11 protein-coding genes are annotated in these 13,631 nt (G+C 74.3%); 8 read left to right on the top strand and 3 right to left on the bottom strand.

The window, feature by feature from the left end; translation table 11 throughout:
- Nucleotides 1-10 precede the first annotated feature (10 nt).
- From ACFO3J_RS12560 to ACFO3J_RS12525, 8 genes are all read left to right on the top strand, one after another.
- Nucleotides 11-1,411: a class I adenylate-forming enzyme family protein gene (locus tag ACFO3J_RS12560; RefSeq protein WP_386429134.1), complete on the top strand. Its 1,401-nt coding sequence runs from the start codon at nt 11-13 to the stop codon at nt 1,409-1,411.
- 109 nt (nt 1,412-1,520) lie between these two features.
- Complete coding sequence (locus ACFO3J_RS12555; RefSeq protein ID WP_386429133.1) at nt 1,521-2,534, top strand: DMT family transporter; 1,014 nt, start codon at nt 1,521-1,523, stop codon at nt 2,532-2,534.
- Between the two features lie 159 nt (nt 2,535-2,693).
- Complete coding sequence (locus ACFO3J_RS12550) at nt 2,694-3,671, top strand: ornithine cyclodeaminase family protein (RefSeq protein WP_386429132.1); 978 nt, start codon at nt 2,694-2,696, stop codon at nt 3,669-3,671.
- Nucleotides 3,668-4,846 (top strand): NAD(P)/FAD-dependent oxidoreductase, encoded by a 1,179-nt coding sequence (locus ACFO3J_RS12545; RefSeq protein ID WP_386429130.1) that lies wholly within the window; start codon nt 3,668-3,670, stop codon nt 4,844-4,846. Before ACFO3J_RS12550 ends, ACFO3J_RS12545 begins: the two co-directional genes overlap by 4 nt.
- A gap of 67 nt (nt 4,847-4,913) precedes the next feature.
- Nucleotides 4,914-5,993: a saccharopine dehydrogenase gene (locus ACFO3J_RS12540; RefSeq protein WP_386429128.1), complete on the top strand. Its 1,080-nt coding sequence runs from the start codon at nt 4,914-4,916 to the stop codon at nt 5,991-5,993.
- A complete protein-coding gene (locus ACFO3J_RS12535) occupies nt 5,986-7,191 on the top strand; it encodes a saccharopine dehydrogenase family protein (protein ID WP_386429126.1) in 1,206 nt (401 codons plus the stop codon). Before ACFO3J_RS12540 ends, ACFO3J_RS12535 begins: the two co-directional genes overlap by 8 nt.
- A gap of 70 nt (nt 7,192-7,261) precedes the next feature.
- The gene (locus tag ACFO3J_RS12530; RefSeq protein ID WP_386429125.1) at nt 7,262-7,738 is read left to right on the top strand and encodes a YbaK/EbsC family protein; all 477 of its coding nucleotides are present in this window, start codon (nt 7,262-7,264) and stop codon (nt 7,736-7,738) included.
- A gap of 70 nt (nt 7,739-7,808) precedes the next feature.
- Nucleotides 7,809-8,711, top strand: coding sequence for an aminoglycoside phosphotransferase family protein (locus tag ACFO3J_RS12525; RefSeq protein WP_386429123.1), 903 nt, complete (start codon nt 7,809-7,811; stop codon nt 8,709-8,711).
- Between the two features lie 64 nt (nt 8,712-8,775).
- On the opposite strand, the gene ACFO3J_RS12520 is transcribed toward ACFO3J_RS12525, so the two are convergent.
- From ACFO3J_RS12520 to ACFO3J_RS12510, 3 genes are all read right to left on the bottom strand, one after another.
- Nucleotides 8,776-9,792, bottom strand: coding sequence for a LacI family DNA-binding transcriptional regulator (locus ACFO3J_RS12520; RefSeq protein ID WP_386429122.1), 1,017 nt, complete (start codon nt 9,790-9,792; stop codon nt 8,776-8,778).
- A gap of 243 nt (nt 9,793-10,035) precedes the next feature.
- Entirely contained in the window at nt 10,036-10,596 is a 561-nt protein-coding gene (locus ACFO3J_RS12515; protein WP_386429120.1) for a cysteine hydrolase family protein, read from the bottom strand.
- 40 nt (nt 10,597-10,636) lie between these two features.
- Nucleotides 10,637-13,576 carry a BTAD domain-containing putative transcriptional regulator gene (locus tag ACFO3J_RS12510; protein ID WP_386429118.1) on the bottom strand — a complete coding sequence of 980 codons (2,940 nt, stop codon included), beginning with the start codon at nt 13,574-13,576 and terminating at the stop codon, nt 10,637-10,639.
- Nucleotides 13,577-13,631: the final 55 nt, after the last annotated feature.

The raw sequence follows: 13,631 nt of genomic DNA, 5'->3' as shown, positions 1-13,631 counted from the left end.
GACACCACGGATGCCTCCCACCCATGACCTCCTGCTGGAACACCGGCGGGTCGCCGAGTTCCTGGACCGTGCGTCCGAGGTCGGTCCGCAGGCCGGTCCCGGTCCGTCGCTGGACGACACGCTCGCCGCGCTGAGCGCGCTCGGCCTGCCGCCCGGGAGCGCGGTGATGCTCGCGCTGTCCAACTCCGTCCACATGCTGCGGCTGTACCTGTCCGCCCTGCTGCTCGGGCTGGTACCGCTGGCCGTCGCCCCGGCGACTCCGTCGGCGCGGGCCCGGATGCTGGCCGAACGGCTGGACGTCCGAGCGGTGATCGCCGCCCGACCGGACCCGCAGCGCTACGGCGTCAGCCGCGTCCACCCGGTTCCCGGCGCCGGGGCGGTGCTGCTGGGCGGCGCGGGGGAGCCGGCACCGTACGGGGCGCGGCAGGTGCTGATGTCGACCTCCGGTACGTCCGGCGCGTTCAGCGCGTGCCTGCACCACGTGTCGTCCCTGCTGCGCAACGCCGGACGACACGCCCACGCCGTCGGGATGAGCGAGAACGACACCGTCCTGGTGAGCCTGCCGCTGTACTACTCCTACGCCATGGTGGCCCAGGTGCTCGCCGCTTTCACGTCCGGCGCCCGTGTGGTGGTGTCCGGCCCGCCCTTCGCGCCCGCCGGGTACCTGAAGCAGATCGCGGAGCACGGCGTGACCCACTCGTCGGTGACCCCGGCGATCGTCCGGCGGTTGCTCGACGGGCCCTCCGGCGCCCCGTCGGCGCCCCGGGTGCTCACCGTCGGCGGGGACCGGACCCCGCCGAAGCACGTGGCGCGCCTGCTGGCCGACCGCCCCGGCGGCGAGCTGTACCTCACCTACGGGCTGACCGAGGCGGGCCCGCGCGTGTCCACCCTCGCCGCGCACGCCGAGCCCGCAGACCGGCACGCCTCCGTCGGCCTGCCGCTGCCCGGCGTGCGCGCCTGGCTGCGCGAGCCGCCCGACGACGACGCCGGCGAACTCATGGTCGCCACCGACACCGCCCTCGTCCGCAAGATCACCGACAGCCCGTCGGCCCGCCGGACCCTGGCCGCCCCCGGCGTGGTCGCGACCGGTGACGCCTTCCACATCGACGACGACGGCTACCTCTACTACCGGGGCCGCCTGTCGGACTTCGTGATGATCCGCGGCGAGAAGGTCTCCCTCAGCGCCGTGCGTCAGGCCGCGCAGGCCGTGCCCGGTGTGGAACGCTGCACGACGACGGTGCGGGTGGACGACGACGGAAGTCCCTTCGTGGACATGGAGGTGGCGGTGACCGATCCGGGTCCCGAGGCGGCACAGCGCATCCGGCGGGCGCTCAACTCCTTCCTGCTGCCGGGAGAACGGCCCCGCACCATCACGCTGACCGCGGTCGACCCCCAGGCGTTCCACAAGTGACCGGCGCCGCGGCCCCCGCCGAAAGCGCCCGGCCAACCCCGGACGCGGCCCTCCGGCCGGACGGCGCGGCGCCGCACAAGGGGCCGGTCGACGAGAGCGAGGGACACCGATGACAAGGGGCTATCTGCTCATCGCGCTGTCCGCGGCCGGGTTCGGACTCATGCCGGTGATCGCCACCTACGCCTACCAGGACGGGTTGACCGTCGCCACCCTGCTGTTCCTGCGGTTCGCCGTCGCGGCGGCGGTGTTCCTGCCGTACGCGTGGTGGCACATCCGCCGCACCGGCCGCCCGCGCTCGGCGGACCTGCTGCGCATGCTCCTGCTCGGCGGCGTCCTGTACGCCGCGCAGTCGGCGCTGTACTTCTCGTCCGTCAAGCACATCTCACCGGCCCTCGCCTCCCTGCTCCTCTACCTGTACCCGGCGCTGGTGGCCGGCGTGTCGGCGGTCGTCGGCCGGGAGCGGCCCTCCCGGGGCGTCATCGGCTCGCTCGTCCTGTCGCTGGCCGGGGTCGCGCTCGCGCTGGGCCACATCGGGTCGAGTCTGAGCCTCACCGGCGTCCTGGAGGCACTCGGCGCGGCAGGGGTGTACATGGTGTACATCCTGTTCGGCGACCGGGTGGGCGGCGCCGTACACCCGGTGGTGATGACCGCCTTCGTCTCGCTGTCCGCCGCGATCGCCTTCCTCGTCTACGGTCCGGCCACCGGCGGGCTGGCGCTCGGCTTCGAGCCACGGGGATGGCTCCCGGTGCTCTGCATCGCCCTCGCCTCCACCGTCCTCGCGATCCTGTGCTTCTTCCTCGGCATGGCCCTGATCGGCCCGACCCGCGCCTCGATCGCCAGCACGCTGGAGCCGGTGGTGAGCATCGTCGCCACCGCGGTCCTGCTCGGCGGCGGTCTGACCTGGCTGCAACTGCTGGGCGCCGTCCTGGTGCTGAGCGGCGGCACCATCGGCGTGCTCTCCCGCCGCGGCCCGCGCGCCTCCCGCCGGGCGCCGCGGCCTTCGACGGTATGGGGGTCCGCGCACGTCCTGCCGGCCGCCGACGAACGCGTGGGGCACCGCGTCGACCATCTCCGGTCGTGGGAGGAGCCGCCGCCTCCCGCCACCGGTCCCCGCGCCCCCTGATCCCCCGTCATGCCGTCGCGGCTCCGGCCCTCTTGCGTTCGTGGAACGTCTCATGGGCCGGCAGCACCGGGCGACGGCTCGGGCGGAGACGCGGAAGACACCGGGCCTTCCGATCCCGCGCATGACCGGAACCAAGCCACGAGGAAAGGTAGGGACCACATGCCGACCAAGCCGGTCTTCTGCTCGGCCGAGGAGGTGGCACGACTGCTCGGATGGGACGAGGCCATCGCCTCCCAGCGCCGCGCGTTCACCGCCCTCGCGCACGGCACCGTCGATCTGCCGCCGAAGATCATGCACCCCAGCCGCTTCGACGACAGTGTGATGTTCTGCTACGCCTCCCGCCTCTCCGCGGACACCGGCGCAGTCGCCAAGGTCGGCAGCGTCAACCCCGGCAACGCGCAGTGGGAACTGCCCAGCGTCAGCGCCGTCGTCATCGCCCTCGACCCCACCACCGGCCAGCTCGCCGCGGTGCTGGACGGGACAGCGGTGACGACCCTGCGCACCGCCGCGGCGAGCGCGGTCGCCGTCGACACGCTCGCGCTCCCCGACGCGGACGAACTGGGACTCCTCGGCTCGGGTACGCAGGCGCTGGCCCATGCCCACGCCATCGCACGGGTGCGGCCGCTGCGAGCGGTGCGCGTCTGGAGCCCCACCGAGGAGCACCGCTCCCGGACCGCCGAGCGGATCGCCGCCGAACTCGGTCTCAAGGCGGAGGCGGTCGCGACCCCGCGCGAAGCGGCCGAAGGCCTGCCCCTCGTCGCGACCTGCACGCTCAGCAAGGAGCCGGTGCTGCTCGGGCAGTGGCTGGCGCCCGGCGCCACCGTCATCAGCGTGGGCTCCTTCGAGCCCGACCGGCGAGAGGTGGACGCGCGGACACTGCGGCGGGCCGCCGCAGTGGTCGTGGACGATCCCGCGACCGCCGCCGCGCACGCCGGCCCGGTCGTCGAGGCGATCCGCCGCGGCGACCTCGCCGCCGCCGACCTGATCCCCCTCGGCGAGGCCCTGACCGGGCGTCGAACCGCCCGCACCGGTGACCAGGACATCGTGGTCCACCTCAGTGTCGGACTCGGGGCGCAGGACGCGGCAGCGGCCTGGGCCGTCATCGCCGCGGCCGAGCGCGCGGCGGCCCGGCGATGAGCCGGCTTCCGGCCCAGCCGGGCGGCCCCCTGCCCGGCCGCGCGTCGGTCGTCGTCATCGGCGGCGGCGTGATGGGCACCAGCATCGCCTACCACCTGAGCCGCGCCGGCGTACGCGACGTGGTCCTGGTCGAGCGCGGCCAGTTGGCCGGCGGCTCCACCTCCCGGGCGGCCGGCGGAATCCGGGCGCAGTTCTCCGACGAGCTCAACATCCAGCTCGGCGCCCGCAGTCTGGAGGCCTTCGGACGGTTCGCGGAGGAACCGGGGCACGACATCGGACTGCGCCGGGTCGGCTACCTCTTCCTGCTGTCCACACCCGAGCAGGTCGCCTCCTTCGAGGCCGGCGTGCGGCTGCAGAACAGCCTGGGGGTGCCCAGCCGCATGATCGACCCGGCCGAGGCACGGCGGCTCTCCCCGCTCATCAGCACCGACGGACTGCTGGCCGCCGCCTTCTCCCCGGACGACGGCCACTGCACCCCCGAGGCGGTGGTGCACGGCTACGCCGACGCCGCCCGCCGGCACGGCGCGGTGATCATCCGGCACTGCGAGGTGACGGGCATCGAGACCCGCGGCTCCCGGATCACGGCGGTCGCCACCTCACGGGGACCGATCGCCACATCCGACGTCATCTGCGCGGCCGGCCCCTGGTCCGCCGCGATCGGATCCATGGCGGGCGTCGACCTTCCCGTCCAACCGCTGCGCCGTCAGATAGCCATCACCGAGGCGGTGCCGGGCATGCCGCCCGACGTCCCCATGACGATCGACTTCGACACCACCTTCTACTTCCACGGCGAGGGCCCCGGAGTGCTGCTCGGCATGTCCGATCCCGAGGAGACCCCCGGCTTCCGGACCACGGTCTCCGACGCCTGGCTGCCGCGGCTCTACGCCGCGATGAGCCGGCGCGTCCCGGCCCTGCTGGACGCGCGGACCACCGGCGGCTGGGCCGGTCTGTACGAGACGACTCCCGACCACAACGCGCTCATCGGCGAAGCGCCCGGACCGACCCGCTTCCTGTACGCTACCGGCTTCTCGGGCCATGGCTTCCTGCAGGCCCCGGCGGTGGGCGAGGTCGTCCGCGACCTCTACCTCGGCCGCGAGCCGTTCGTCGACGTCACCCCGCTGCGCGCCGAGCGCTTCACCCTCCATGAGGCCCGCCCCGAGGCCAACCTCGTGTGACCGGCGGCCGGTCCGAACCACCGCCCCGCCGTCACCACGCCGTCGGACAACAGGAGTACCGCCCGCCATGACCGATGTCCCCCACCTCTGGATGCGCCACGAGACCCGCGCCACCGAACGGCGCGCCCCCATCGCGCCGGAGGACGCCCGCAGGATCGTCGCCGCCGGAATCCCGCTGACCGTCGAGAACTCCCCCCAGCGGGTCTTCCCGCTGTCGGACTACGTGGCCGCGGGATGCCGGCCCGCCGAGACCGACGCGTGGACCGGCGCGCCGCGCGACACCGTCGTCATCGGCCTGAAGGAACTCCCGGCCGAGCCCGGCGAGCTGATCCACCGCCACATCATGTTCGGCCACGCCTACAAGGGCCAGCCGGGCGGTGCGCGGCTGCTCGACCGCTTCGGCGCCGGCGGCGGCACACTGCTCGACCTGGAGGAGCTGACCGACGCCCAGGGGCGCCGCCTGGCCGCCTTCGGCTACTGGGCCGGATACATCGGCGCCGCGCTCGCCGTCCTGCACACCCGCGGCCGGCTGCCCGCACCGCTGACCCCCACCACGAAACGCGACCTCGACGCCGCGCTCGCGCGCCGGGCGGACGACCAGGCGTTCCGCGCTCTCGTCATCGGAGCACTCGGCCGGTGCGGACGCGGCGCGGGCGACGCCCTGGCCGCGGCTGGCGCCGACCCGACCCGGTGGGACCTCCCCGAGACCCGGCAGCTCGACCGCGAGGCACTGATCGGCCACGACCTGCTGGTCAACGCCGTGCTCAGCACCGTTCCCACGACGCCCTTCCTCACCCCCCGCGACCTCGACGATCCCCACCGCCGGCTCACCACCGTCTGCGACGTCACCTGCGACGTCGGATCGGAGTGCAACGTGCTGCCCATCTACGACACCGTCACCGACTGGGAGCATCCGGTACGCCGACTGCGCGGCGCACCGCCCCTCGACCTGATCGCCATCGACAACCTGCCCTCGCTGCTCCCCGAAGAGGCCAGCACCGACTTCTCGGCGGCGCTGCTGCCCCAACTCCTCGGCCTCGGCGCCGGCCTGGCCGACCCGGCCTCACCATGGAGCCGCTGCGCGGACCGCTTCCACGCGGCACGCGGGGCAGCCGCCGCCCGCTCCACCGGGGCCGGCCGTGACTGACCTCTTAGCGCCCAGCGGCACCGTCCACTGGATCGGGGCCGGTCTGTCCACCGGCAGCGGACTCACGGCCGTCCGCGACGCGGCCCGGCAGGTCCGGCTGTGGCACCGCGGTGTCGAACGCGCCGAGGAGAGCCTGGCCCGGCTCGGCCTGTCCGGAAGCGTGGCACCCCGCGCGTTCACCCGGGACGCGCTGTCGGCCGAACTGGCCCCGGGAGACGTCGTGGTCTCGATGCTCCCCACCTCCGAGCACGCCGAGCTGCTGCGTCTGTGCGTCGGCCGCGGGGCCCATTTCGCGTGCACCAGCTATGTCTCCGACGCCGTCCAGGCACTGGTCCCGGCCGCCGAAGAGGCCGGAACCGTGGTCCTCGCGGAGGCCGGTCTGGACCCGGGCATCGACCACCTCTTCGCGCACAGCCTGGTCGGGCGGGCACGGGCCGCGCTCGGCGACGGCCCCGCCCGGATCCGCTTCACGTCCTACTGCGGCGGGATTCCGGCCGTACCCAACGACTTCCGTTACCAGTTCAGTTGGGCGCCCCGCGGCGTGCTGTCCGCCCTGCGCGCACCGGCCCGCCACGTGGCCGACGGCGTTCAGGTCACCGTCGACCGGCCGTGGGAGGCCGCCACACGGCACACCGTGCTGGACGAGACCTTCGAGGTCTACCCGAACCGCGACAGCGTCCCCTTCATCGCCCAGTACGGACTGCCGCCGGACTGGCGCGCGGACACCTTCGTCCGCGGCACACTGCGCCTCGACGGCTGGCTGAGCGCCTGGGAACCGGTCTTCACCGAGCTGCGCGGCGGGGACGACGCCCGGATAGCGGCGCTGGCGGACGACCTGGCCGCCCGCTACCCCACCACCGTGGACGACCGCGACCGCGTGGTCCTGACCGTCTCCCTCGATGTGCGGACCGACAGCGGTGAGCACTGGGAGGGCGGCTATCTGCTGGACACCACGGGAGACGCCACGGAGAGCGCCATGGCGCGCTGCGTGTCCCGGCCGCTCGCACTGGGGGTCGGACAGATCCTGCGTGGCGGCCTGCCGGCCGGCCTGACCCGGGCGGCCCGCGGCGCCGAGGAGTCGGAGCGGGCACTGGCCCAACTCGCCGCGAACGGGGTCGCCTTCACCCGGAACGTCCCTGATCCGGTGCTCTCCGCCCGAGCCGTCGGCAACCGTGCTATACCCGTCTGCGACCAATAGTCCGGACGGGCGCGCGGACCGGTTTCGCCCGCCCTGACGGATTCGAGCCGCGGCCCTCGGAGGCGTGCAGGTGTACACGGCAGTGCAGATGGTCCGTCAGGCGCTGGCCCACCACGGCGGCCACGCCGACATCGTGGAACTGCCCGACCCCGCGCCGACGGCCGCGGCGGCGGCCCTCCAGCTGGGCTGCGAGGTGGGCGCCATCGCCAACAGCGTCGTCTTCAGCGTCGACGGCGCCCCGCTGCTGGTCGTGGTCAGCGGCGCGCACCGCGTGGACACCCGGCGGGTGGCCGAGCTCCGAGGGGTGGCCCACCGCCGGATCCGGCGGGCCGACCCGGACTTCGTCCTGCGGGTCACCGGCCAGCGCGTCGGCGGTGTCGCCCCCGTCGGCCACCCCAGCCCGTTACCGACCCTGCTCGACGAACGCCTGGGCGACTACCCCCATGTGTGGGCGGGAGCCGGGCTCCCGCACACCGTCTTCCGCACGACCTGCGCGGACCTGGTGCGGCTGACCGGCGCCGCGCCGGTCGCGGTGGGCGCCGACTGACCGCGGGTCCCGGCGCCGGCGGGGAACCGGCGCCGCACCCGCGCCGCCCGCCCCGGTACGGTGGCTCCGTATGACCGACGCCGAGATCGAGATCACCGCGGACCTGGTCCGCGACCTGGTGCGGGAGCAGCACCCGGACCTCGCGGGCCTGGCCGTCCGCGAGGTCGCGGGCGGATGGGACAACCAGCAGTGGCGCCTCGGGGAAGAACTGGCCGTGCGCATGCCGCGTACGGAACGTGCCCCGGATCTCCAGCGCAAAGAACGCCGGTGGCTGCCGGTCCTGGCCCCGCGCCTCCCGCTTCCCGTCCCGAACCCGGTGCGGACCGGTGAACCGTCCGCGCGCTTCCCGAGGCCCTGGACGATCATGACGTGGGTCCCCGGCGAGCCGCTGGACCGTACTCCGATCAGCCGCGGCGACCACGCGGCCGACACCCTGGCGGGCTTCCTCGGGGCGCTCCATGTGGCGGCGCCCGCCGAGGCGCCGGCGGGTTCGGACCGCGGCGCTCATCCGAGGAAGTGCACGGAGACCTTCGACCACTTCTTTGACGCCGTCGGACTCGGCGGCGCCGCCGGCGAGGTGCGGGCGGTCTGGGACGACGCCGTCGCGGCCCCCGAGTGGGAGGGGCCGCGGGTCTGGGTGCACGGTGACCTGCATCCCGCCAATGTCGTCGTCGCGGACGGGACGCTCGCGGGTGTGATCGACTTCGGCGACCTGTTCGCCGGCGATCCGGCGTGGGACCTCGCGGCCGCGTGGGTGGTCCTTCCCGCGGGCGCCGCCTCGCGGTTCTTCGACGCTTACGCGCGTGCGGACGAGGCGACGGTCCGGCGCGCCCGCGGGCTGGCCGCTCTGAAAAGCCTGTTCCTCCTGCTGATGGGCCGGAACGGCGATCAGGGCCTTCCTGGCGGCAAACCGGCATGGGGACCCGCGGGCCGGGCGGCGCTCGATCGTGTGCTGAGGGACGGCCGGCTGTAGGCACGGAGCGACCAGCCTCCGCCGATGCCCGGTCGTCGCGCCTGCCGCGGCCGGCCCGCCGTGGTCAGGCCGGGTCCCGTCCCGGTCCGTGGAACTCGCCGGAGCTGCGCACGATGAGGTGGGTGAGCAGCACCACGTCGCGCGGTGCGGAGGGGATCCCTTCGATGCGGGAGAAGAGCAGGCTGGCCGCGGTCCAGCCGAGCGCCAGCGGGTCCTGGCTGACGACGGTCAGTGGCGGGTTGAGGCGGTCGGCCAGCGGGAGGTCGTCGAAGCCGACGATGGCCATCGGAGTAGGGCGTTCCAGGCCGTCGAGGACGCCGAGGGTGATGAGGTCGTTGCTGGTGAAGACGGCGGTGGGCGGGTCGGTGACCGCGCGCAGCGAGAGCAGCGCCGCCGCGACCTGTGCGGGTGAGCGCAGCCCGTGGCGTACGAGGTCGGGGTCCATGGATATGCCCCGGGCGGTCAGCGCGTCGAGATAGCCGCCGTGGCGTTCCGCCTGCGTCCATATCTCGCGGCGGTCGCCGAGGTAGGCGATCCGGGTGTGGCCCCGGTCGAGCAGATGGGTGACGGCCCGCCGGGCGCCGACGCGGTTGTCGACGGTGACGGTGTCGACCGCGAGGCCCTCGGCGGGGCGGTCCACGCAGACCACCCGGGTGCCGCTCGCCATCGGCTGCTTCAGGAAGGCGTGGCCGCCGACGGTCGGCACGATGATCAGGCCGTCGACCTGGCGGGCGGTGAAGGCGGCGATCACCTCGCGCTCGCGGCGCGGTTCGTCGTTGGTGCTGCCGACCAGCACCACATAGCCCCGGCGGTGGGCCTCGTCCTCCACCGAGCGGGCCATCAGCGCGTAGAAGGGGTTGGCCAGGTCGTCGACGACCAGGCCGATGGTGGAGGTGCCCGGATTCTTCTGCCGCAGGTGGCGGGCGTTGTCATTGCGCTGGTAGCCGAGCTTGCGCACCGCCTGTTCGACCTTGGCGGCGGTACCGGGCGATGTTCCGGCGTCACCGGAGACCACCCGGGAGACCGTCATCGGGCTCACACCCGCCGCGCGGGCCACGTCCTTCATCGTCGGGCGCTTCACGGGCCTCCCCCTCGGTGTGCTCCCGGACCTCCCGCCGGCCGTCCGAAGCGCTGAAGTGGGCGTCTCACGATGCCCAACGCGTCGATGATGACAGAGCGGTACGGGAGCGGGGGAGGGCTCCCGGCCGCCCGAGCCGAGGCCTTCGGTCCCCGGCTCGGCGGCTCGCGTCGCGGCGGTGGTCGCGCACCCGGGACGGCGGTCGGTGGATGGGGTGTCAGGTCCGGTCGGGGGCCGGGCCGGCCGTCAGCGCGCGAGGGCGGTGAGCCAGTCCGCCACGGTGACGACGTCCGCCCATCGCGGGAACAGCTTCTCGGTGAGGACCCGGTGCACCTCGGGGTCGGTGTCGAGGCAGGCGTCCACCAGGACGGTGAGGTCGAAGTCCAGGTCGGCGGCCTGGCACACGGTGTGCAGCACCACACCGCTGGTGGCGATGCCGGTGAGGACGAGGCCGTCGACGCCGCGGGTCCTGAGCACCAGGTCGAGGTCGCTGCCCGAGAAGGCGCTGCCCCGTCTCTTGGTCACCACGATGTCGCCCGGCCGCGGCGCGACGTCCGGATGGATCCCGGTGCCGGGGGCGCCCTCGGTGAACAGGCCGGCCTGTACGGCGGCGGTCAGCACCCGGTTGCGCGGGCTGACGTCCGGCTGGTCCGGCCGGAATCCGATCACCGCGTAGATCACCGGGATGCCCGCCGCGCGGGCACCGTCGATCGCCGTGCGCAGCCGCGGCAGATAGCCGGAGCTGTCATCCACGATGTCCACGATGTCCCGTTGGACGTCCATGACGAGGAGGGCGCGATTCACCATGCCTGCTGTCCGTTCTCTCGATGGGAGACCCAGGATCGGTTCAGGGCTGTGCGGCGGCCGATCTCCCCGGGCCCCGGGGGTTCGCGGCGCGCGGGTGCGGCGACTCGGGGACCGGCGGGGGGAGATCCGCGGTCGTGGAGGGGCCCGCCGCGGCCAGGCGTCGCTGCAGGCGGGCGTGACGGAACTGGTACACCGCGCCGGTCCGGCGCAGGACGCCCCGCCGGTGGGCGTCCTCCAGGAACAGCATCAGCCGCAGCGGGGTCCGGCCGCGAAGCGCCAGCCAGACGCGGCTCATCGTGAAGGCGCCCCAGGGCCGCGACACCGCCACGCTCGCGCCGACGGCGACCGCGAACGCGGCGCCCGCCAGGAGTCCGTGCGCCAGATCGGGTGCCCGGGAGATCGCCGTACCTCCCAGGGCGATTCCCGCGAGACCGTAGGCCACCGCCCCCACCCGGCGGAAGAGGAAACGGCCCAGCAGCGAGGAGGCCAGGGCGGCGGACAGCGCGAGCCGGAGATCGAAACCGAGGTGGTGGTAGGCCTTCTCCGTGCTGTAGGTGAAGGCCATGGTGTAGGCCAGCCCGAGCGACACCGCGAAGGACAGAGTGAAGGCGAGCGCGGCCAGGCGCTCCTGGCTGAGCACCGCGGGCGGACTCGATATGCGCCGGACATCGGTGGGGACGTCCAGCCAGACGTGCGCGCCGAGCCCGAGTCCGAAGACCGCCAGCAGCCAGCCGAAGAGGTCCGCCGGGATCGACCAGCCGAGGCCGAGCCCGCCGGCCGCCACCAGACCGATCGCGAATCTCGTCGAGAAGCGCCGGGCGGTGCCCCGGAAGCGGACTTCGACCCGGGCCGGGCCCGGCCGCCGTCCCCACCCGTTGGCGACGTAGCCGGCCAGCCCGTAGGACGATCCGTAGACCAGCCCCACCAGGGGACCCTCGGCGAGCATCCCGGTGACCGCGAACATCACCGCGGCCGGCAGCCCGAGGGCGAACCCCCGGGTGGCCGGGGGCATCGCGCGGTCCAGCTGCCACCACGCCAGGTCCGACGTGTGCGCGTTGTGCAGCTGGCGGGCGAGGAAGGTGAGCCAGCGCCTGGCCTGGTCCGGGCTGTAGTCCGGCGACGGCGCGGCGCGTCGGTCCGGATCGGGCGGGGCGGGCCGCCGGGCGTAGACGGCGGGCAGGAAGGCGTCCAGCAGATGGTTCTCGATCGCGGCGCGGTCGGGGAAGCGTACGGCGTCGGTGAGTTCGGCCGGATCGGCGGACGGTGCGGCGTAGGCGGTGCGGGCCAGGTCCACCATCAGCGCGGTCGACAGGGCCCGCGCGAGAGGTCCGTCCGGATGCCGGCGCAGCCGCTCGACGACCGGCTGCCAGCGGGTGGCGCCCGGCGGCTGCCGGGCGGTGAGGAAGTCGGCGGCTTCCTCGACGCCGACCGGGTCGATCTCCACCACGGCGGCCCTGGCCAGTATCGCGCCGCCGACGTGCACCGCCGTCTCGTACTCGGCGCCGCGGCAGGTCACCACGAGCGGACGGCCCCCGGACAGCGCCTGGTCCAGGGCGTCGATCGCCGGCGCGTGCAGCGCGGGCGGCATCTCGTCCAGGCCGTCGAGCACCGGCAGCACCCGGCCCTCGGTCACCAGCCGGACGGCGGCGTCCGGACCGTAGGCCGCCGCGTTGTCCAGGCCCGGATACTCCTCGACCAGCTTGCGGGCCAACCAGGTGTGCAGATGCTCCCGGTGCGGATCCCAGGACGACAACGGCACCAGTACCGGGGTGGGTTCACCCGGTTCGGGATCGCCGAGCAGGCCGAGCGTCAGCAGGATCGCCAGTACGGTCTTGCCGGCCCCCGGCTCGCCCAGCACCACCAGCTGGCGGGCCGGCAGCCGGCGGAAGGCGGCGACCGCGCCGGCGAGATCGCCGCGCAGGTCGAGCCGCTGGGTCTGCCCGGCAGCCCTGCTGTCCGCGCCGAGCACGGCCGACGCCCCGGCGGCCACCGGCCGCCCGGTGCTCGACCACCGGACGCGTATCGGCGCGGGCCGGTGCAGCGACCGGGTCCGGGCCTCCACCGTCCACTGCTGAAGGACGACGGCGGCCAGTTCCCTCGCCGCGCGGTCCAGCCGCCGCCGATCCGTGCTCCCGGCCGTCGGGTCGTCGGCGGCTCCGGGCCCGGGCGGGATCGGGGGAGGGGCGGCGGGCGCCGCGGCCGTCAACTCCGGTTCGTCCCGCAGGATCCGCCGGTGCGCCTCGCGCAGTTCCGGTCCCGGATCGATGCCCAGTTCGTCCGCCAGGGTCCGGCGGGCCTCCTCGTAGGCGGCCAGGGCGTCGGCGCGCCGGCCCGCGCGGCAGAGGGCCAGCATCAGCAGGAGCCGCAGACTCTCCCGCAGCGGATGGGCGGCCACCAGCGGCGTGAGCCGGGCGACGGCCTCGCCCGGTAATCCCTGGTCCAGACTCAGCCGGGCCCGCAGGGAGAGAGCATCGAGCCGCAGTTCGCGTAAGCGCTGCTGTTCGGCCTCGAACGCCGCTCCCGTCAGGCCCTCGAAGGGTTCTCCCCGCCACAGCGCCAGCGCGGCGTCCACCCGTGCCACCGCCGCGTCCGGGTCGCCGAGCCGGCGGTACTCCCCGGCCAGGTGGAGATGGCGGGCGAAGAGGGCGGCGTCGAGCCCGGCGGGGTCGCCGTGCAGGACATAGCCCGCGCCCGCGGCGACCAGCATCCCCTCCGGTGCGCCGAGCCCCGAACGCAGCGCCTGGCGCAGCCGGCTGACGGTGGTCTGCAAGGCGTTACGGGGATGGGCGGGCGGCTGCTCGCCCCAGACCGCGTCGACGATCGCCGCCGCCGGGACCGGTGTGTTCATGTGCAGCAGCAGAACCGCCAGCAGCGCCTGCTGCCGGGCCCCGAGTTCGACCGGCCGGCCTGTCCAGCGCACCTGTACCGGACCGAGCACGCCGAAACGGAACTCGTCGTTCGCCACCGTTCTCCCGTTCACCCTGTCACCTCAAGCCCCGGCATGGCGCCCTCGAACCTACCCCAGGACAGCGACG

This window comes from Streptomyces polygonati (genome assembly GCF_042650325.1).
Lineage (GTDB): Bacteria > Actinomycetota > Actinomycetes > Streptomycetales > Streptomycetaceae > Actinacidiphila > Actinacidiphila polygonati.
This window is presented reverse-complemented; position numbering and strand designations above follow the sequence as displayed.